The sequence below is a fragment of the Desulfovibrio fairfieldensis genome, from assembly GCF_001553605.1.
GTDB lineage: Bacteria > Desulfobacterota > Desulfovibrionia > Desulfovibrionales > Desulfovibrionaceae > Desulfovibrio > Desulfovibrio fairfieldensis.
This window is the reverse complement of record NZ_CP014229.1, coordinates 2,621,585-2,640,904: the sequence shown is the minus strand read 5'-3', so window position 1 is coordinate 2,640,904 and position 19,320 is coordinate 2,621,585. Positions and strand designations below refer to the sequence as shown.

The 19,320-nt window shown below is 62.9% G+C and carries 19 protein-coding genes; 10 read left to right on the top strand and 9 right to left on the bottom strand.

Annotated elements, in window-relative coordinates; genetic code table 11:
- Positions 1-2 precede the first annotated feature (2 nt).
- From AXF13_RS11190 to AXF13_RS17145, 7 genes are all read left to right on the top strand, one after another.
- Positions 3-1,304, top strand: a complete 1,302-nt coding sequence (locus AXF13_RS11190; protein WP_062253312.1) for a (Fe-S)-binding protein — start codon at positions 3-5, stop codon at positions 1,302-1,304.
- A 131-nt stretch (positions 1,305-1,435) separates the two neighbouring features.
- Entirely contained in the window at positions 1,436-2,068 is a 633-nt protein-coding gene (locus AXF13_RS11185; protein ID WP_008681966.1) for a LutC/YkgG family protein, read from the top strand.
- A 4-nt stretch (positions 2,069-2,072) separates the two neighbouring features.
- Positions 2,073-4,226 carry an L-lactate dehydrogenase (quinone) large subunit LdhH gene (gene ldhH, locus AXF13_RS11180; RefSeq protein WP_009302860.1) on the top strand — a complete coding sequence of 718 codons (2,154 nt, stop codon included), beginning with the start codon at positions 2,073-2,075 and terminating at the stop codon, positions 4,224-4,226.
- Between the two features lie 316 nt (positions 4,227-4,542).
- Positions 4,543-6,231 carry an L-lactate permease gene (locus AXF13_RS11175; protein WP_062253310.1) on the top strand — a complete coding sequence of 563 codons (1,689 nt, stop codon included), beginning with the start codon at positions 4,543-4,545 and terminating at the stop codon, positions 6,229-6,231.
- 389 nt (positions 6,232-6,620) lie between these two features.
- Positions 6,621-7,019 carry a fluoride efflux transporter CrcB gene (gene crcB / locus AXF13_RS11170; protein ID WP_062253308.1) on the top strand — a complete coding sequence of 133 codons (399 nt, stop codon included), beginning with the start codon at positions 6,621-6,623 and terminating at the stop codon, positions 7,017-7,019.
- Positions 7,020-7,171: 152 nt separating this feature from the next.
- Complete coding sequence (locus AXF13_RS11165; RefSeq protein ID WP_062253306.1) at positions 7,172-7,489, top strand: DUF190 domain-containing protein; 318 nt, start codon at positions 7,172-7,174, stop codon at positions 7,487-7,489.
- A gap of 121 nt (positions 7,490-7,610) precedes the next feature.
- Positions 7,611-7,775: a hypothetical protein gene (locus AXF13_RS17145; protein WP_190276349.1), complete on the top strand. Its 165-nt coding sequence runs from the start codon at positions 7,611-7,613 to the stop codon at positions 7,773-7,775.
- 146 nt (positions 7,776-7,921) lie between these two features.
- Here AXF13_RS17145 and AXF13_RS11155 read toward each other — a convergent pair whose 3' ends face one another.
- From AXF13_RS11155 to AXF13_RS11145, 3 genes are all read right to left on the bottom strand, one after another.
- A complete protein-coding gene (locus AXF13_RS11155; RefSeq protein WP_062253303.1) occupies positions 7,922-8,326 on the bottom strand; it encodes a hypothetical protein in 405 nt (134 codons plus the stop codon).
- A 149-nt stretch (positions 8,327-8,475) separates the two neighbouring features.
- Positions 8,476-9,036, bottom strand: coding sequence for a hypothetical protein (locus tag AXF13_RS11150; RefSeq protein WP_062253301.1), 561 nt, complete (start codon positions 9,034-9,036; stop codon positions 8,476-8,478).
- A 218-nt stretch (positions 9,037-9,254) separates the two neighbouring features.
- Entirely contained in the window at positions 9,255-10,343 is a 1,089-nt protein-coding gene (locus AXF13_RS11145; protein ID WP_223299908.1) for an alpha/beta hydrolase family protein, read from the bottom strand.
- Positions 10,344-10,595: 252 nt separating this feature from the next.
- On the opposite strand from AXF13_RS11145, the gene AXF13_RS11140 reads away from it, so the two are divergent.
- Entirely contained in the window at positions 10,596-11,261 is a 666-nt protein-coding gene (locus AXF13_RS11140) for a DedA family protein (RefSeq protein ID WP_062253298.1), read from the top strand.
- A 119-nt stretch (positions 11,262-11,380) separates the two neighbouring features.
- Here AXF13_RS11140 and AXF13_RS11135 read toward each other — a convergent pair whose 3' ends face one another.
- The 4 genes from AXF13_RS11135 to AXF13_RS11120 all read right to left on the bottom strand — a co-directional run bounded on the left by AXF13_RS11135 (position 11,381) and on the right by AXF13_RS11120 (position 16,225).
- Positions 11,381-12,922, bottom strand: coding sequence for an ATP-binding cassette domain-containing protein (locus AXF13_RS11135; protein ID WP_062253296.1), 1,542 nt, complete (start codon positions 12,920-12,922; stop codon positions 11,381-11,383).
- A 16-nt stretch (positions 12,923-12,938) separates the two neighbouring features.
- A complete protein-coding gene (locus AXF13_RS11130) occupies positions 12,939-13,775 on the bottom strand; it encodes a histidinol-phosphatase (RefSeq protein ID WP_062253295.1) in 837 nt (278 codons plus the stop codon).
- A 199-nt stretch (positions 13,776-13,974) separates the two neighbouring features.
- On the bottom strand, positions 13,975-15,393 hold the full coding sequence (gene gltA, locus AXF13_RS11125; RefSeq protein WP_008681934.1) for an NADPH-dependent glutamate synthase: 1,419 nt from the start codon (positions 15,391-15,393) through the stop codon (positions 13,975-13,977).
- Positions 15,383-16,225, bottom strand: a complete 843-nt coding sequence (locus AXF13_RS11120) for a sulfide/dihydroorotate dehydrogenase-like FAD/NAD-binding protein (RefSeq protein WP_062253294.1) — start codon at positions 16,223-16,225, stop codon at positions 15,383-15,385. The genes gltA and AXF13_RS11120 overlap by 11 nt, the downstream gene beginning before the upstream one ends.
- 797 nt (positions 16,226-17,022) lie before the next feature.
- Between AXF13_RS11120 and AXF13_RS11115 the strand changes: the two genes are divergently transcribed.
- A complete protein-coding gene (locus tag AXF13_RS11115) occupies positions 17,023-17,304 on the top strand; it encodes a hypothetical protein (protein WP_062253292.1) in 282 nt (93 codons plus the stop codon).
- A 153-nt stretch (positions 17,305-17,457) separates the two neighbouring features.
- Here AXF13_RS11115 and AXF13_RS11110 read toward each other — a convergent pair whose 3' ends face one another.
- Entirely contained in the window at positions 17,458-17,850 is a 393-nt protein-coding gene (locus tag AXF13_RS11110) for a hypothetical protein (protein WP_062253290.1), read from the bottom strand.
- Between the two features lie 265 nt (positions 17,851-18,115).
- Here AXF13_RS11110 and AXF13_RS11105 point away from each other — a divergent pair, with 265 nt between their 5' ends.
- Complete coding sequence (locus AXF13_RS11105; RefSeq protein ID WP_008681929.1) at positions 18,116-18,340, top strand: hypothetical protein; 225 nt, start codon at positions 18,116-18,118, stop codon at positions 18,338-18,340.
- 51 nt (positions 18,341-18,391) lie between these two features.
- Here the strand turns inward: AXF13_RS11105 and cobM are convergent, their stop codons facing one another.
- The gene (gene cobM, locus AXF13_RS11100) at positions 18,392-19,186 is read right to left on the bottom strand and encodes a precorrin-4 C(11)-methyltransferase (protein ID WP_062253288.1); all 795 of its coding nucleotides are present in this window, start codon (positions 19,184-19,186) and stop codon (positions 18,392-18,394) included.
- Between the last annotated feature and the right edge of the window lie 134 nt (positions 19,187-19,320).

The following is a 19,320-nucleotide window of genomic DNA, read 5'->3' as shown; positions in this document are numbered from 1 at the left end:
TCATGAACAATCTGCACGAATTGGCCCAGCGCCTCATGGCGCTGGACGACAGGATCACCGCCTGCATGAAGTGCGGCATGTGCCAGTCGGTCTGCCCCATGTTCGGGGCCTCCGGCAAGGAAGCCGACGTGGCGCGCGGCAAGCTTTTCCTGATCAACAATATGGCCCATGAGTTGCTCAAGGACCCCGAGGCCCTGGCCGACAAGCTCGGCCGCTGCCTGCTCTGCGGCTCCTGCCAGGCCGCCTGCCCTCCGGGCGTGAAAATCATGGAAGTCTTCATGGAGGCGCGCGAGCTGGTCAATGCCTATATCGGCCTGCACCCGGTGAAGAAAATGGTTTTCCGCACCCTGCTGGCCAAGCCCGGTCTGTTCAACTTCGCCATGCGCGTGGGCGCGCCCATGCAGGGCCTGATCTTCCGCAAAACCGGCGACGCCCAGGGCACGGTCTGCGCGCCCATGCTCAACTTCATGCTGGGCGACAGGCATATCCGGCCGTTGGCGAAAAAGCCCCTGCACGCCGTTTACGGCGCGCTGGACGAGCCCCGGCCTTCCCGGTCCGAGGGCGGCCTGAAAGTGGCTTTTTACCCGGGTTGCCTGGGCGACAAGATGTACACGGACATGGCCGAAGCCTGCCTCAAGGTGCTGCGTCACCACAAGGTGGCGGTCTTCATGCCCGTGGGCCTGGCCTGCTGCGGCATTCCCGCGCTGTCCTCCGGCGACGCCGAGGGCATGATCAAGCAGATGAAGGTCAATCTTGAAGTGCTCGGCAAGGGCGATTTCGACTATTTGCTGAGCCCCTGCGCTTCCTGCACCTCCACCATCAAGGAGCTCTGGCCGCGTTACGCCGGACGCCTGGGCAGCCTGGAACAGAAACAGGCTGAAAAACTGGCGGAAAAGACCATGGATATCAACGCGTTTTTGGTGGACGTGCTCAAGGTGGAAGCAGCGGCGGCCTCCGGCGACGCCGTGCCCGTCACCTATCACGATTCCTGCCACCTCAAGAAATCGCTGGGCGTGACCGCGCAGCCGCGCGCGGTCATCGCGGCCAACCCCGGCTACAGGCTCACGGAAATGGAAGAGGCCGACCGCTGCTGCGGCTGCGGCGGTTCCTTCAACCTTTTCCACTACGATTATTCACGCCGGATCGGCCAGCGCAAGCGCGACAATGTGGTTGCCACGGGCGCGCAGGTAGTGGCGGCGGCCTGTCCGGCCTGCATGATGCAACTGGAGGATGTGCTTTCGCACAACAACGACCCCGTGCGGGTCAAACATCCGGTGGAAATCTACGCGGAAAGCCTGAAGTAGGCGTCAGGCTCCGTATCGCCCCCCGGCGGCGGTGGAATGCGAACAACGTTCCGCCGTCTGCCGTCCGGCGCGCTTCACGCTGTATATCCGTTCAAGTCAAAAGGTGTTAACGCCGTTCAAAGGAGTACGCTATGCCCCCTGTGAACCCGGAACTGGTAGAGGCCTTCAGCGCCAAAGCCGCCATAGTCAACGCCGTGGTGCAGGAAGTGCCGTCCATGGCGGCGGCCCTGCAGTATGTGGTGGATGTCTGTGAAAACAAAGCCCCGGCCGAACTGCTGGCCGACGAGCCCGGCGTGCAGCAGGGCCCGCTGGGCCCCAACAAGGTGCCCACCCGTGTGCAGCGCATTGTGGCCGCGCCGGACCTTGACGACGAGGATTTCGCCGCCCTGGCCCTGGCCTGCGAGGAAAAGGGCTTTGCCTGCCTGCGCAACGGCCTGCGCAACCATCTGGCCGGCATCGACGTGGGCCTGTCCCGCGCCGAGCTCGGCGTGGCCGGCAGCGGCACCTGCATGATGAACACGGATAACGAGGACGTTCGTCTGGCCGGCATGATCTCGGAAATCCACGTCATCCTGCTGCGCAAGTCCGACATTTATCCCGATCTTCCTTCCATTGCCCAGCTTCTGCGCGAACGCATGAACGCCGCGCCCGCCACGTACACCACGCTGATCACCGGCCCGAGCCGCACCGCGGACATCGAGCGGGTGGGCGCTGTGGGCGTGCACGGCCCGCTGGAACTGCACATCATTCTTCTGGAGGACTGAGGCCATGCATGAAGCCCCCAAATCTCTTTCCGATTACCGCAAGCAAATCGATGAGGCCCTGCAGGACGATTTTCTGCGCCGCACTCTGGACACCTTTGCCGTGTCCTACCGGGCCAACCGCGAAGCCGTCTTCCAGGAAGTGGACGAGCGTGGCCTCATCGCCAAGATAGCCGAAGCCAAGGACTACGCCTGCCAGCACATGGAGGAACTCTACCAGCAGTTCAAGGAGCAGGCGGAAAAGCGCGGCGTGCACGTGCATCGCGCGGCCACGGCCAAGGAAGCCAATGAGATCATCGCCCGCATCGCCAAGGAAAACGACGTCAAGCGGGTGGTCAAATCCAAATCCATGACCGCCGAGGAAATCCAGCTCAATCCCGCGCTGGAGGCCGAAGGCCTGATTGTGGACGAGACGGACCTGGGCGAATGGATCATCCAGCTGCGCCATGAAGGCCCCTCGCACATGGTCATGCCCGCCATCCATCTTTCGCGCTACCAGGTGGCCGACGACTTCACCAAGGCCACGGGCGAAAAGCAGGACACCGACGTCCAGAAGCTGGTCAAGGTGGCCCGCGTGCAGTTGCGCCGCAAGTTCATCGCGGCGGACATGGGCGTCAGCGGCTGCAACTTCGCCGTGGCCGAAAACGGGGCCGTGTCCACCGTGACCAACGAAGGCAATGCCCGCATGGTCACCACCCTGCCGCGTGTGCATGTGGCCATTGCCGGTCTGGACAAACTGATCCCCACCCTGGACCAGGCCCTCACCGCCCTGCTGGTGCTGCCGCGCAACGCCACGGCCCAGCGCCTGACCTCCTATGTGACCTGGATGTGCGGGGCCGGTCCCTGCGCTTCCGCGCCGGGCAACAAAAAGATCATGCATGTGGTCTTTCTGGACAACGGCCGTACCGAAATCGCCAAGGACCCGCTGTTCTCGCAGATTTTCCGTTGCGTACGCTGCGGCGCCTGCGCCAACGTCTGTCCGGTGTTCCGCTTGGTGGGCGGCCACAAGATGGGCTACATCTACATCGGCGCCATCGGCCTGATCCTGACCTATTTCTTCCACGGCAAGGACAAGGCCAAGGTGCTCTGCCAGAACTGCGTGGGCTGCGAATCCTGCGCCAATGTCTGCGCGGGCGGCATCGACCTGCCGCGTCTGATCCGCGAGATCCGCAGCCGGGTCACGGAAGAGCAGGGCGGCGGAGCCCAGGCGGCTCTCCTGGCCTCGGTGATGAAAAACCGCAAGCTTTTCCACAGCCTGCTCAAGTTCGCCAAATACGCCCAGAAACCCTTTACCGGCGGCACGCAGTTCCAGCGTCATCTTCCGGCCATATTCCTGGGCAAGCACGGCTTCAAGGCCCTGCCCGCCATTGCGAACAAGTCCTTCCGCGACCGCTGGCCGGAAATCGCGCCCAAGGCCCAGAATCCCACCATGCGGGTGGCCATCTTCAGCGGCTGCGCCCAGGATTTCGTCTATCCCGAGCAGCTTGAAGCCTGCGTGAAGATTCTGGCGGCCAAAAACGTGGAAGTGGAATTTCCCATGGAGCAGACCTGCTGCGGCCTGCCCCTGGAAATGATGGGCCAGCGCAAAACCTCGGTGGACGTGGCCAAGCAGAACATTCAGGCCTTTGCCGTGGGCAAGTACGACGCCATCATCACGCTTTGCGCCAGTTGCGCGTCGCATCTGAAGCACACCTATCCGAAAATCCTGGAGAATGAGCCGGATATCCTGCCCCAGGCCAAGATTTTCGCGGACAAGGTTATCGACTTCAGCTCCTTCGTGCGCGACCGCCTGGGCCTCAAGCCCGAGGACTTCACCAATTCCGGCGAAAGGGTCACCTACCACGCCTCCTGCCACCTCTGCCGGGGCCTGGGCGTCAAGGAGGCCCCGCGTGAACTCATCGCGGACGCGGCCCAGTACGTGCCCTGCGAGGAGGAAGAAGTCTGCTGCGGCTTCGGCGGCACGTATTCCATGAAATTCCCGGAAATCTCGGCCCAACTGCTGGACAAGAAGCTGAAGAACGTCCGTGAAACACGCGCCGCCCGCCTGGTGGTGGACTGCCCCGGTTGCGTCATGCAGCTGCGCGGCGGCGCTGAAAAGACGGGCCTTAACGTCAAAGTGCAGCACATCGCGGAACTTCTGGCCGAAAACCTCAAACGTTAGCGCGGCGCGCCCCGGAGGCAGGGGCGCCGGGGGCTCCCACTCCGGGAACCCCGGCCGCGCCGAAAAAAACCTCAAATAAGGGCACGCCGTTGCAAAGAAAAAAGCGGCGTGCCCTTGCGTTTTTATAGCGTTTTACGTTATCGATGAAGAACTGGTATCAAAGGTGCTCTGTTCCGCGTGCCGGCGCGGAGGGGGCGGGATCGGCCTGGAAAAAACGCCGGATGTTTTCCGGCGGAGGAATGGCCTTGGGCAGTTCACGCATGACGTGCGTCAACTGCTCCGATCCTGCGGACCCGGTTAACTAAGGGAGGTTTTCATGTCTATTGGAATGCTGGCGTTACTGGCGGTCATCCCCATTGTGGCGGCCCTTGTCCTGATGGTGGGTTTGCGTTGGCCCGCCACACGGGCCATGCCCGTAGCTTGGCTCGCCTGCGTGATCTGCGGCCTGATCGGCTGGAATCTGGACGTCATGTATCTGCTGGCGCTTTCCCTGCAAGGCGTGGTGGTGGCCGTGGGCGTGCTGATTATCGTCTTCGGCGCCATTCTTATTTTGTACACCCTGGAAAAAAGCGGGGGCATGGAGACCATCCAGCACGGCATGCAGAATGTAAGCCGTGACCGGCGCCTCCAGGCCATCATCATCGGCTTTATGTTCGGCGCGTTCATCGAAGGCGCGGCGGGCTTCGGCACGCCGGCGGCCCTGGCCGCGCCCCTGCTGCTCGCCCTGGGCTTCCCGGCCATGGCGGCCGCGGTGATCTGCCTGGTCTTCAACAGCGTGCCCGTGACCTTCGGCGCGGTGGGCACGCCGGTCATCGTGGGCTTCGGCTTCCTGAAAGGCCCCGTGGCCGAAGCCGTCGCCAACAATCCCAACCTCCCTTTCACCACGTATGACGGTTTCTGCAAAGCCGTGGGCGAGTGGGCCACTTTCATGCACGCCCCCATGGCCATCATTCTGACCATCTTCATGCTCGGCTTCCTGACCCGCTTTTTCGGCGCGGAAAAGTCCTGGTCCATCGGCTTTCGGGCCTGGAAATACTGCGTGTTCGCCGCGGTCTGCTTCCTGATCCCCTATCTGCTCTGCGCATGGCTGCTCGGGCCGGAATTCCCCAGCATGCTCGGCGGCCTGCTCGGCTTGGCCGTGGTGATCTGGGGCACTAAGAAAGGCTTCTGCGTGCCCAAGGACGTCTGGGGCTTCCCGCCGCACAGTGAGTGGGACCCCTCCTGGTCCGGCACCGTGCCTTTGAACACCAAGACCGAATTCCAGGCTCACATGAGCCAGTTCATGGCTTGGCTGCCCTATGTGATCATCTGCGCCCTGCTGGTCATCTCCCGTATTCCCCAGTTGGGCCTCAAGGCCTGGCTCACGGCCCAGAAGCTGAACTTCGTCGACATCCTGGGCTTCAAGGGCGTCAGCGCCAGCATTGATTACCTCTATGTGCCCGGCACCTTCTTCGTCGTAGTGGCCCTGTTGACCATTCTGCTGCACAAGATGCCCGGCTCCGCCGTGAAGGACGCCTGGGCCGAGAGTTTCCGCAAGATGAAGGCCCCGACCATCGCCCTGATCTTTGCCGTGGCTCTGGTGTCCATCTTCCGCGGTTCCGCCACCAACCCGCTGGGCGTGCCCTCCATGCCTCTGGCCCTGGCCGAGGCCGTGGCCGCCGCCGCCGGCAGCGTCTGGCCCATGCTGGCCGCTTTCGTGGGCGGTCTCGGCGCGTTCATTACCGGCTCCAACACGGTTTCCGACCTGATGTTCGGTGAATTCCAGTGGGGCATGGCGGGCGCACTGGGATTGCCCCGCCAGATCATCGTGGCCGCCCAGGCCGTGGGCGGCGCCATGGGCAATATGATCTGCGTGCACAACATCGTGGCCGCCTGCGCCGTGGTGGGCCTCTCCGGCCGTGAAGGCGAGGTGCTCAAGCGCACCTTCTGGCCCTTCATGCTCTACGGCATTGTCGTGGGCATCATCTGCTGGGTGCTCATCGCCATGAATCCCAACGTGTTCTAAAATCTGATCCCCAGGCGTCCGGCCCCGTATGGGGCCGGACGCCTGGGCCTTGCCAACGCTATGCCTTTTTGCCCCTGCCGCGTGCGGCAGCCTCGGTCGAGTGCCAGATCTCTGCTGTCCTTATTCGTGCAGCTTCGCTGCAACGGCTGAGGCAAGAGTACACTTCCTCAAAGCAGTTTTATCTTCCTTGCGGGCGAACAAAAATTCTATAGCCTTGACAGGCACTGGAGCGTTGACAACGTCAACGCGGTCAAAAATCAGAAGCAGGTCACGGCGTTGCCGTGCCGCGAGCTGCCCGAAGGGTGCCCGGCAAGTTTTTCTGAAAACGAGCCGATGGCGGCACAAGCACCGTGCAAGCGGGGTTTGCCATCAGTCTGAGGGGGCCGGCCATGATCCATTCTCTGCTTGCCATCTGCGTGGGCGCGTCGGCCGGGGCCGTCTTGCGCTGGCTGCTCGGCCTGGCGCTGAACCCCGTCTTTCCGACCCTGCCCTTGGGCACCCTGGCCGCCAACTGGCTGGGGGGCTATATCATCGGCCTGGCGCTCAGCATTTTTGCCTTTTTCCCTTCGCTGGGCGCGGAATGGCGCCTACTGGTGGTGACGGGCTTTCTGGGCGCGCTGACCACCTTCTCCACCTTTTCCGCGGAAGTGGCGACCCTGATTCAGCAGGGGCGATTGTTCTGGGCCGGAGGAGCCGTGGCGCTGCATGTCTGCGGTTCTCTGGCCATGACTTTTCTGGGCATGGGCACCTTTGCCCTGATCCGCTGTCTTTTGGGCTCGTGGCGCTGACAAATCGTCTTTTGTAGTCGGCCTGAAGCACTACGGCGGACATCGCGTGAACACCCGTGAATGCCGTGCACTACGGGCGGGCAAGGCGGACGCGCAAGCCGTGGGGAATGGGTTCATTCTCAAGACAGATTCATTTGAAAAAGGAGGCGGCCATGCGGGGCTGGCAACTGACGTTTTACACGCAGCAGGGCCGCAGCCACGGCACGCGCAGCATTGCCGAATGGCTGGTGGCGGAGGCAAAGGCTCTCGGCATCAGCGGCGCGACTATGAGCGCGGCCCAAGGCGGTTACGGACGGGACGGCAGGCTGCATTGGGCCAACTTTTTCGAGCTGGCCGAGCAACCGCTGGAAGTGACCATGGCGCTCAGCGACGAAGCGGCGGAACGCCTGTTCGCCCGCATTGCGGCCGAAGGCCTGCGCATTTTTTATACCAAAGTGCCGGTGGAGTTCGGCATTACCGGCGAAAAATAGGCGCGCTTCTGATGTTCCAGAGCGCGCCTGTCATAAGAATCTGTCCGGGAAAGCATGGCCGCTGTGGCGGTCATGGGCGGAAAGGCGCGGGATTGCCTTGGCGGCGAGTATTCAGAATCTCATGAACGGCAGCGTGTTCTTTGCCGCGCACTACACGCTAACGGGCACTGCCGCCCCTATTGAGAACAATGTCAATACCCAGAACGGCGCAAAGATACCCTTGCTCCGCTTGTCGTCAGATTTTTCTTCTCTGATTTTTTCAGGCTGGACCGGCCTGTACGCCTAAGGCATTGTAGCCCTGAAACAGCAGCATCCGCTGCAATCCTTCCCGACGCGGCCGTTTTTTCGCCATATTTCGCTCAGAAGCCATAAGAGCGCATGCTCCCAAGCGTTTTTCCCGGCCGCGTGAGGAGGGCTTATGCCCGGCAGGCTCTAGTGCGCCGGCAGCGACGGAATACGCCACCAATACCAGAGGCTGACCAGGGTATTGTCCTGAGGCTGCCACTCGCCGCAATGCTCAAAATGGTGCAGAACCTGCTGCTCAATGGGGCTCAGGGCCCGGTCCGGGTTTTCATGCTGCCTGAGGCGGAAGAAGATGGCCAGGCATTCAAAAAGACTGAAACAGTCTTCATCGCCGGCAATGCCCGCTCCCAGCAGCTTGACGAATTCCTGGTAGAACGGATTGGTCTCAGGTACGCACGCGTCAAAATCCGCCACATTTTCTATGAGGAATTTCAAGCCCTGGCAGAACAGCAATTGGGTCGGCTCCGATGAAACATGCGCCAGACGGGCCGAGTACAGTTTTTCCATATCGTTCAGATATGTGGAAAGGGGCATGGTTTCGCTCCTGTGCGGGTGAATTCAGCTGGATTATAGTCAAACTTTTATAAAATCCAGTTTTTATTTGTTTTACGATATTCCTGGAAAATCAAATAAGTAGCTCGCGCTCGGCGGCAAAAAGCCCGCCGTCTCCACTTCGCGCTGAACTAATTCAGGCTGCGGCGGGGTTGCAGATACTGCGGCTGAAAAAACAGACGGTACCTTTTTGCCGGGGAAAGATGGGCCGGCTTAGCTACTTGCCCTTCAATGGAGAGAGGCTTGTCGGAAAGACCGAAGGGCTGAAGTTGGTCCGGCGAGGGCGCGGCGCGCGCGAAACCTTCGCCCGTAAGATAAATCACCGGCATGCTGCTGGCGGCGCTGCCCGCCATCAATACCGTGCCGCCGGTCAACAGTCCGCCGTCGACGGCATCCCGCGCCGCGGTGGCGTTGAGCAGGCTGGGCATACGGACATCGGTGCGGCGCAGCACATCCAGAAAATCGTTGCCCGTGCGCCCCACAAAGGTCAACAGGGAGGAACCGTCGCCGGATACCAGCAAACTGACCGGCATGGTGCCCCCATGAATGCCCATATATGTGGGCCGCGCTCCGGCAGGCATGATTACCCAGCCGTCGGGGGCCTTCACCCCGCTGTCCACAGCCGCCGCGCACATCCCCGGAAACGCCGGTGCCAGCAGCAGGCATAGCATGCAAATGATCAGTCTCTTCATGCTGTTATACGAACCCCAGCTGGTTTTGAGGGCGTCTTTCCCTACGCCCGTTGCCGGACCCGGTCAGAAATGGATAGATATATATCCCGGGGAGCGGTTTTCTGGCCCCACGGACCGTCGTCCGGTATAAAACCGGCTTTGAAAGCATCTATGTACTGTGGAGAGGCTAGTGATTCGCACTAGCGTTGTCAAGCCGCCGGTACCTTTCGCAACGCGGCTCAGCGAGAGCGGTGCTGCCGTGGACGCGGCGCGGGCGCGGGGAGCTGCGGCGCGGGCGGAGGCGGCGGCGTCAGGTCCGGCGGCGGGGGAATAACGGGCAGATTTTTACCGCTGCCCAGAACATGAAGAAAAAAGTCGCTGAGGGCGTCATCCATGTGCCGGTGAATGGCCCGGCGCTCCTCCGGGCTCACCGAGCGGCAGAGTTCGGGCAGCTCAGCGGCCAGGGCCTCCGGGCAGGGAGACATCAGCGCGCCGGTATCCGCGCCCGGAAGACTGAGATAGCGGGCCTTGCCGTTCAGCAGTCGGGCAATGGTATCGGCGTGCAGGGAAGGGCGGTTCATGACGTCGCTTTCGGCGGCGATAAGCAGCAGCGGCGGGTAAAAATAGCGAAAGGACGCGGGGCTGAACAGCATGCCGAAACCGGGGGCGGCAGCGGCCACGGCCTTGATCCGGGGATCGGCCAGGCTTTCCGTCAGCGGCAGGCTTTGGCAGATGGCGTTTACCCGGTCCCTTGCCCAACGGTTGCAATACATATCCCGGCGTCCGGCTTTTGCGCAGTATTCCGGCCAGGAGGCGCAGTCAGGCAGGGCCCCGCCCAGCAGCAGGGCGGCGGTGCCCCCCGTGCCGAAGCCCAGCAGGCCGATGCGGTTTTTATCAATGCTGGCGGCAAGCTCCTGGTCGGCCAGCAAAAGGTCGATGGTGGACGAAAGTTCTTTGGCCCTGGTTTCCAGCTGCCGCCAGGTGAAAAGCAGGCTCATATTGTCCATGCAGTCCTGGGAATGGGTGGGCGCGGCCACCACAAAGCCGCAAGAAGCCAGCCAGGCGGCTGTGTCATGGTAGGAAAAACGCGTGCCCGGCGACGCGTGGGACAAGAGCAGCAGGGGAAAGCGCCCCTCCACCGGCTTGCCGTTACGCGCGGCGGCAATGGTCCAGGGCGCGTAATTAAGTTCGCGCGGGGGCCGGAGGCTGGGATACCAGATATTGACGTCCAGGCGCAGATTGGTGTCCGCCGACCACTGTCCCAGCGTGCGGAAGCCTACCTGGTAGGAATCGGCCGCCGCGGCGCTGCCTGCCGGGACAGCCGACAAAAGAAAAAACAGCAGCGGAATGAAGAGCCGGATGTGGTATGGTGAAAATGCGCGCCGCCCCGGCGGACGTTGACGTCCGCACCCGAGGGCGGAGCACGCGCCGAGAAGAGGCGGATGCGCAAGGGGGGTCTGTTCTGAGAGATATCGGGGCATAGGCGTTGTTGTGCCACAAGCCGGCTTGCGGTACAAGAGTGGGGCCGGAGCGGGGCGGAGTGCCCGCCGCGAAACCGGCAGGCAAGGAGATCATCCCGGATGGAAATGGTCAGTTATTTTCTGGATTTTGTGCTGCACATTGACGTGCATCTGTTTGAGCTGGTGGAGCAGTACGGGCTCTGGGTCTATGCAATTCTTTTCGTCATCGTCTTTTGTGAAACCGGCCTGGTGGTCACGCCTTTTCTGCCGGGCGATTCCCTGCTGTTTGCTTCCGGCGTGGTGGCGGGCGCGGGGCTCATGGGCTACGGCGAGATCATGCTGGTACTGCTGGCCGCCGGTATTTTGGGCGACGCCGTGAACTACTGCATCGGACGGCATGTGGGACCGGCCATTTTTTCCCGCGAAAACCGGCTGATCAAGAAAGAGCATTTGCTCAAGGCCCATCAGTTTTATGAGCGGCACGGCGGCAAAGCCATTGTGCTGGCGCGTTTTGTGCCCATTGTGCGCACATTTGCGCCCTTTGTGGCGGGCATCGCCCTGATGCACCCCACCACCTTCTTTTTCTACAATATTACCGGCTGCATTCTCTGGGTGGGCGGGCTTGTGTCCGCCGGTTATTTCCTGGGCAACCTCACCTGGGTGCGCGAGAATTTCGGCATCATCGTCTATGCTATTATCGTCATTTCCGTATTGCCCGTGGCTGTTGAAGTGATCCGGGCCAAGTGGGGGCGGAAAAAGAAGGACGGCGGCCCTGACGCGCGCTGAGCGCCTCGTTTTTTGTTCTTCGATCTGAAATAAGAAATTTTTAATGCCGGGCGCCCGCGAAAGTCCGTTTTCGCGGGCGTCTGTTGTCTGCAAAACCCTTGCCGGGAATGTCCGGGCATTCAGCGCCGCACGACCAACCGCCCTCTTTCCATGCGCGCCTCGCGGTTGACGCAGAGCGGGGCGTCCTCTCCGTGGTGGGAGACGAAAACCAGATGCACGCCCCCAGGGATATCCCGTCCGTCCTGCTCCCTCTCTTCCGGCTGTCCGGCCAGCCGGTCCAGCAGGGCCAGGTAGCGGGCGCGGCTTTCCGCGTCCAGGCCGGAACAGGGCTCGTCCAGCAGCAAAATATCCGGGCGGCCCACCAGGGCCCTGGCCAGGAACAGGCGGCGCAACTGGCCGCTGGAGAGCTGGCGGATGGATTTTTCCGCCACGCGGGCCGCGTCTCCCTCCGGAAAAAGCCCGGCCATCACGCGCAAGGCCTCGTCCCGCTCCTCTTCCGTAAATTCCCGGTATACGCCGATGCTGTTGTCAAAGCCGGAGCAGACCAGTTCCAGCCCGCTGAGCGTGAAGCCGTAGAGAGCCTGGGAAAGATCCGACACCAGACGCACGCCCTTGCGCACATCGGCCAGCATTTCCACATGGCCGCCCTGGCCCGGCAGCCAGCGGCTGATAATGCCTCCGGCGGCCACGAACTCGTCCCCGGCCAGCAGGCGCAGCAGGGTGGACTTGCCCGAGCCGTTGGCTCCGGTGATCTGCCAGTGCTCGCCCTCGTGCAGGCTCCAGGTGACGTCGTGCAGTACCTTGTGGCGGTCAATGTAAACCGACACGTTTTCCAGAGCCAGCAGGATGCGGCCCGTGGCGCTGTACGCCGGGCGGCTTTCCCCGCGCCGCGCGGCCGGGGCGGCAAAAACGGCGGGCGGGGCGTCCGGCAGACGTCCCTTGCTGACGTAGCGGCGCTCGCGGCACCAGTCCGGAATTTCTTCGGGCCGGTGCGCGGTCAGAATCACGGTACAGCGCCCGGCGTATTCCTCCAGCACGTCGAAAAAGATTTTTTTGTGGGCCGTATCCAGGCCGTCGGCACATTCGTCCAGCAGCAGGAGGGCGGGCGCGCGCAACAGGGCCCGGCCCAGAAGCAGCAGGCGCAACTGGCCCTGCGAAAGAGTGGGCAGGCTGCGGGCCAGCAGGCCCAGGGCCTTCAGGCGCGCGGCCAGGGCCTCCACGGCGGCGGCCTGCCCGTCACCCCTGGGCATGCCGGAACAACTGTAGAGCAGGGGGGTGTCCTCCAGGCCGGTGAGCAGCAGGTCGCGGCCCGTGATGTCCCAGGCCTGACGCTGGTAGCTTTCCTGCTGGGCCGGGGAGACCAGGGCGGTCATGGAGCGTCCGGCCAGGGGAGATTCCTCCGCGCTCTCCTCCGTATGCCAGTAAATATGGCCGCTTGCGGGCCAGAGTTCGCCGCGCAGCAGGCGCAGCAAGGTGGATTTGCCCGAGCCGTTGGGGCCCAGCAGGGCACAGTGCCGCCCGCGTTCCACTCGCCAGTCGATATGGTGCAGTACCATTTCCTGGCGGGGATCGCCGGGCAGAAACAGGCTGACGCCGTCCACCGTGACCAGGGGGGCGGCGCAAGAGGCGGGCGGCGCGGCCGGAAAGCGAAACGGAGACATGCGGGCGGTCTCCGTTTTACAGGGGGAGGGTCGTCATGCGGCCCTTGTCGAAAAACACATGTTCCCTGAAGCCGAACGCTTTGGCGTAGGAGCCCAGCCGAGCGAAGCCGTGGGCCACGTCGTCCACGCCGTGGGCGTCCGAGGCGAAGCTGACGGGCAGGCCCAGCTCGGCGGCCAGGGCCATGATGGGCGGGGCCGGATAGATTTCGCGACAGGCCTTGCGCAGCCCGGCCGAGGAGATTTCCATGGCCATGCCCGCGTCGCGCAGGGCCGTGAGGCAGCGGCGGATTTGCGCCGCGCTCTCCGCTTTGGCGAGCCAGATGTGGAATTGCTCCACGGAGAAAATTTTGATCAGGTCCGGGTGGGCCGCGATATTGAACAGGCCCGAGCGGATCATGGCTTCCCAGGCCGTGAAATAGGCTGTATAGCGGCTTTCGCATTCTTCCTGGGAGGCGTTTTTCCAGGGCTCCGCGCCGTCGTCAAAGCCCCAGCGCCCGAGAAAGTGCACGCTGCCCAGTAGATAGTCGAAGTCATAGGCCGTGCACGCGGCGCGGGTGTAGTCTTCCTGCCCGTCCAGCCAGTCCATTTCCATGCCGAACAACACGCGGCAGGGGCCATGGCCCCCCTCGCGCGGCACGGCCTTGAGCGCGAGCACCTCGCGCGCGTAGTCCGGCAGATGGCGGGTGAGCTGCTCGCGGTACTCGTGCAGGTAGTCGAAACCCAGCGGGCGGGGCGAGTGCTCGGAAAAGCCCAGCAGGGTCAGTCCCTTGTCCAGGGCCGAAGCGTACATCTCGGCGGGCGAGTTCGCCCCGTGCGAGTATTTGGTGTGGGTGTGCAGATCGACTGTTATCATGTTCGGCTGTCCCAGGTGCGCGGCTCGCAGGAAAAAGATAAAAATTTATGGGAGAGGAGGCAAGCTCCTCTCCCATAACGCCATAGGAATTTTGTCCGCTGGCAAGGCAGGCAAGCGGCCCGGCGCGGGCGCGTAGTCGTCTGCGTAACTAAGCCGGGCCGCGCGGCCTAACACAGCCAGCGGGCAAAAGAACATGGCGTCAGGCAAGCAGTCTCTTGACGATTTCCTGCCCTGCCCGCCGCCCCGCGCCCATGGCCAGAATGACCGTGGCCGCGCCGGTGACGATGTCGCCGCCGGCAAAGACATTGGGAATGGAGGTTTCGCCGGTTTCCTCATTGGTCTGGATGTAGCCCCACTTGTTCTGCTCCAGGTCGGGCGTGGCGTCCAGAAGAATGGGATTGGAACGGGTACCCAGAGCCACGATAGCCAGATCCGTGGGCAGATCGTAGACTTCGCCTTCCACGGGCACAGGACGGCGGCGTCCAGAGGCGTCGGGTTCGCCCAGCTCCATCTTTTGCAGGGTCACGGATTGCAGGCGCATTTCGGCGTCGCCGTTGAAGCGCAGGGGAGAGGCCAGCATGGCGAACTGCACGCCCTCTTCCTCGGCGTGTTCGATTTCCTCGCGGCGGGCGGGCATTTCCGCCTTGGTGCGGCGATAGACGATGTAGACGTTTTCCGCGCCCATGCGCAGGGCTGTGCGGGCCGCGTCCATGGCCACGTTGCCCGCGCCGAAAACGGTCACGTTTTTACCGGGGAAGGCCGGGGTGTCCTGCTTGGGGAAATCGTAGGCCCGGCCCAGGTTCACGCGGGTGAGGTATTCGTTGGCCGAGAATACGCCCACCAGGTTTTCGCCGGGCACGCCCAGAAAGACCGGCAGGCCCGCGCCCACGCCGATGAACACGGCGTCGTATTCCTTGCGCAGTTCGGCCACGTCCAGGGTGCGGCCGCCCACATAGTTCATGTGAAAATCCACGCCCGCCTGGCTCAGCCCGTTGATTTCCGTAGCCACCACATTCTTGGGCAGGCGGAAGGCCGGGATGCCGTAAATCAGCACGCCGCCCGGCTCGTGCAGGGCTTCGAAAACGTCCACCTTGATGCCCGCTGCCGCGCAGACGCCCGCGCAGGTCAGGGAAGAGGGGCCGGAACCGATGCAGGCCACTTTTTTGCCGCACTGGGGCACGGCGCAGGCATTGGTGCCCGTGACCTGCTCACAGGCCGTGGTGGCGATGTAGGTGTCGGCCACAAAGCGTTCCAGCCGCCCGATGGCGATGGGCTGGCCTTTGGCCTTCAGGATGCACTTGCCCTCGCACTGGTTTTCCTGCGGACAGACGCGGCCGCAGACCGCGGGCAGGCTGTTGGTGGATTTGATGATCCGGTAGGCCGCGTCCATGTTGCCGCGCGCCACCTCGCCGATGAAGTCGCGAATGGGCACTTCCACGGGACAGCCCGAAACGCAGAGCGGCTTTTTGCACTGAAGGCAGCGTGAGGCTTCCTCCATGGCCATTTCCCTGGTGTAGCCCAGGGCCACTTCCTTAAAATTGGAGCGCCGCACTTCGGCGGGCTGACAGGGCATCTCCACCCTGGGGGCCAGCGGTTTTTTGGCTTTCTTAGTTTCCATGAGCGCACCCGTTGTAAGAGTCGAAGGAGATTCTTTCCTGGTCGCGGTAGGCGGAAAGGCGGCGGCGCAGTTCGGGGAAGTCCACTTCATGCCCGTCGAATTCCGGCCCGTCCACACAGGCGAATTTTGTTTTGCCGCCCACGCTTACGCGACAGGCGCCGCACATGCCGATGCCGTCCACCATGATGGGATTGAGGCTGACCGTGGTCTTCACGCCGAAGGGGCGGGTAGTGTCGGCTACGGCGGCCATCATGGGCACCGGGCCCACGGCCACCACCTCAAAGACGGTCTTGTCCTTTTCCAGGCGGTCCCGCAGCAGATCCGTGACCAGGCCCTTGTGGCCGTAGCTGCCGTCGTCGGTGGAGATCAGCAGTTCGTCGGCAAAGGAGGAGAGCTCTTTTTCAAAGAGCAGCAGGTCCTTGCCGCGCGCGCCGATGATGCCCACCACCCGGTTGCCCGCGCGGGAGTGGCCCTTGGCGATGTGGTGCATGGCCGCGATGCCCGTGCCGCCGCCCACGCAGATCACGGTGCCGCGTTTTTCAATGTGCGTGGGATGGCCCAGCGGACCGCAGACGTCCGGAATGGCGTCGCCTTCCTTGAGGGTTTCCAGCAGGGCCGTGCTTTTGCCCAGGACCAGATAGACGATGGTGATGGTGCCGTTGGCCGCATCCGTATCGGCGATGGTCAGGGGGATGCGCTCGCCCGTGGGGCTCATGCGCAACATGACGAAATGTCCCGGATGCGCTTTTTGGGCGATGTGCGGCGCGTGCAGGACCAGTTTGCTGGTTTTGCCCGGGATCAGGCTTTCCTTGTGCAGAATGGGGGTCGGCATATGCTCTCCTGTGCTGCGATTGGGCTCTTAGTGTCGCGTCAAGCGACACATGTCGCAAACCCGCAAGGGGTTGCGCGCCGCCGCAGGCGGCGTAAGCACAGCAAAAACCGCGTTTTTTGCTGTGTGATCTTCACGCCGAACCGACAGGTGAGGCGTGGCATCTCATTAGAGCGGTTTACCTCTGAAACGCTACGGGTTTCAGAGGGGTCATTCCGGCAAAAACCGCGGTTATCGCTGCTGGCGATCCCCGTATGGCTCCGTTGTCGCCAACGGGGACTGCCCATCGGGCTGCCTTCGGTCGCTTTGCCGGAATCCACGCCGCGTTGCTCTCGATGCCTGTGCGCCCTTTGGGCTACAGGCACGGCCCTACGGGCCGCCCGTCGGGTCGGTCTTCGCGGCGCGCCTCAACGTGTTCGGCGTTGCGTCCCCTTGGAACAAACTTGCAACAAGTGACGCAATGCCGGTCGCCGCCCTCGTGGGCGGCGGGCGAGTCGAAAACCGGTTTTCGGCGAAACGATTTGCGCCAGATTAAACGCGAATGAACGACGTGGCAAGCGCGGCCACCCGGCAACCGTCTAATTTCATATGCCTTTATAGGCCGCCAGGGCCCGGTTTGTTTGAATATTCAGTCAAAATAATTTTTATAAATTTTTTTTATCCGCCCTAATGACCGCTTCCGGCGGGCCGATAAGAATACTGTTGAGTGGGGAAAGGGGAGAACGCAACACCAAACGTAAGGAGGCGGATCAGACCACCCCGTTGCAGGGAAGCAGTGATCCATTCAGGGAGGAATGGACATGTCGCTAATCATAACTGACGCATCCCGAACGGCGAAGGCCGCGCAGGATGACGCCGACCCCGAGGCCAGACTGGAACTGGCCCGGCTCACGCGTTATCTTGCCATTTTAGAAGACAATAAAAAGGCCAGCCGCTTTGTCCCCGACGACGCGGCCCTGGCTCTGGATATGGCCGGTTTTGTACGCAACCGGCTGCGCGGCGGGCGCGCCGCGCCGGGCAGCTCTCTGGCGCGCCTGGCACTGGCGCTGGTGCAGACCAGCCCGGACGCGCCCGCGCAATAACGCGCCGACCCACCCGCGCCCAAGCCTTTGGCGACAGGCGCGAAAACAGCCGCCGCGCGGCGTGGAACGCCGTCAGGCGGCATAACCGGAACGCATCACCTTTCCGTGACATGAAGGGGTACGCGGCTGATCCGCGTTCCAGCATATCTCCACTCAGAATGGGAGGGGCCGTGGGGGCCCCTCCTTTTTTTGTATGGAGAAAACCCCCCATACCGCTCCCGAGCCGATGGCGGCGCTGTTGCCGGAGTGCAGCCCTTCCAGCATGGCCACGAGCAGCTCGCGCGAAACGGGAATGCCGCTTTTGAGCGCCTGGCCCAGGCCGCCGGCCAGGGTGTCGGCCTGCGTCAGGGCAGCGCTCAGAAAGGTGGAGATGGGACCGGCCTGTGCCGTGGCGAGATCGGCCAGTTCGCGTCTGGCCATCTCTTGGGTGGCGGCGGACGTTCTGGTCTGGATCTGCCAGGTCAGAGTGCCCAGCACGGCGATCAGCAAAATGGAAACCGGAACAATGATCCGGGGGGCCATGCCCAGACGGGTATACCATGCCATGACGTGATCCTGTTTTTGACAAAATGGGTGAATATGAAGGGTCGGGCGTGTATATATTGCTCGACCGGCGATTTCAACTGTATTTCCGGTCAGTTCCGGAATTTTTTATGAAAGGTTTTTCCACAGGGCCGCGGCGGGCAGGCCGGGCTTGTCGACCGCCTGCCCGGCTGCTAGATTCAGAATCTGCCTGAACCTCCCCCGGCTGCCGCAGCCGTCTGGTCTGTGGAAGGCGCGTTGATGTTCTGTGTGATACTCAGGAGGGATTATGCTTCTGCTCAGCCCGAGAATGACGCCGGAGGAATACGCCTTCGCGCTCACGGATGAGGCCTTTGCGGCCTGGCGGCCCGTGGAGGGCAAACAACAGTTCTGTTTCGACTATGACGGCGAAATGACCGTGTACCAGAAGCTGGAATATATGGGCGGGCTCATGCAGGGCTTTTACCGCCGATTCCGACAGGCGCGGGCCGCCGGTGGCCGGGAGGCGGAGTGAGAGAAGCATCGGGTTTACAAAGCGCTGAACGGCGGAGACAGCCGCCGGGCGCTATGCTTTTTCCTGCCGCCGACCGTGGCTGAAGTCCGCCGCGTACAGGCGCGAGGCCGCGCCCTTTTCCAACTCGCCGGGCAGGATCAGAAAAACGGTCTGGCGGGTGATGCCGTGTTGTTCCACGCAACGGGCCAGGCCGTCCAGGGTGGTCCAGTGCAGTTGCTGGTCCGGCCAGCCCACGCGATGGGCGCAGAGCACCGGCGTTTCCGGGGGCAGGCTGCGGGCCAGTTCCGCCTGAAGGCCAGCGGCGGAATGGGCCGAGAGATAGACGGCCAGAGAGGTCCTGTGCGCGGCCAGGGCGGCCAGGCGTTCGCGTTCCGGCACGGGAGTGCGGCCTTCCATGCGGCTGATCATCAGGCTCTGGGTCACTTCCGGCACGGTAAAGGTCACGCCTGCGGCGGCGGCCGCCGCGCAGGCCGCCGTGACGCCGGGGATCACTTGCCAGGGGATGCCGTCGCGTTCCAGCAGGGCGATCTGTTCGCGCAGGGCTCCGTATAATGAGGGGTCACCCGTATGCACGCGGGCCACGTCCTTTCCGGCCAGGGCCGTCTCGCGTACCAATTGATGGCATTCTTCCAGGGTCAGCGGCGCGGAATCCGCCACCCGCGCGTCCGGCCCGGCGCAGGCCACCACCTCCGGGGGCACCAGGGAACCGGCGTAGAGCACCAGCCCGGCTCCTTCAATAGCTTTGCGGCCCTTGAGGGTCAGCAGTTCCGGGTCGCCCGGCCCGGCCCCCACAAAGAAAACCATGCCTGTTTTCGCGTTTTCGGACTTTGTGTGCGTGCTCGGCATGAATGCTCCTTTTCGCCCTCTGCCGGCGTCAGGCTCGCCCCGTGCGAAGGCCGGGTTTGAATATACTCCCTTCGCCCGGGACTCGCTTTCTTGGCGGAGAACGAACATCCTTATTAAGAAACAGCTCCTGGCGG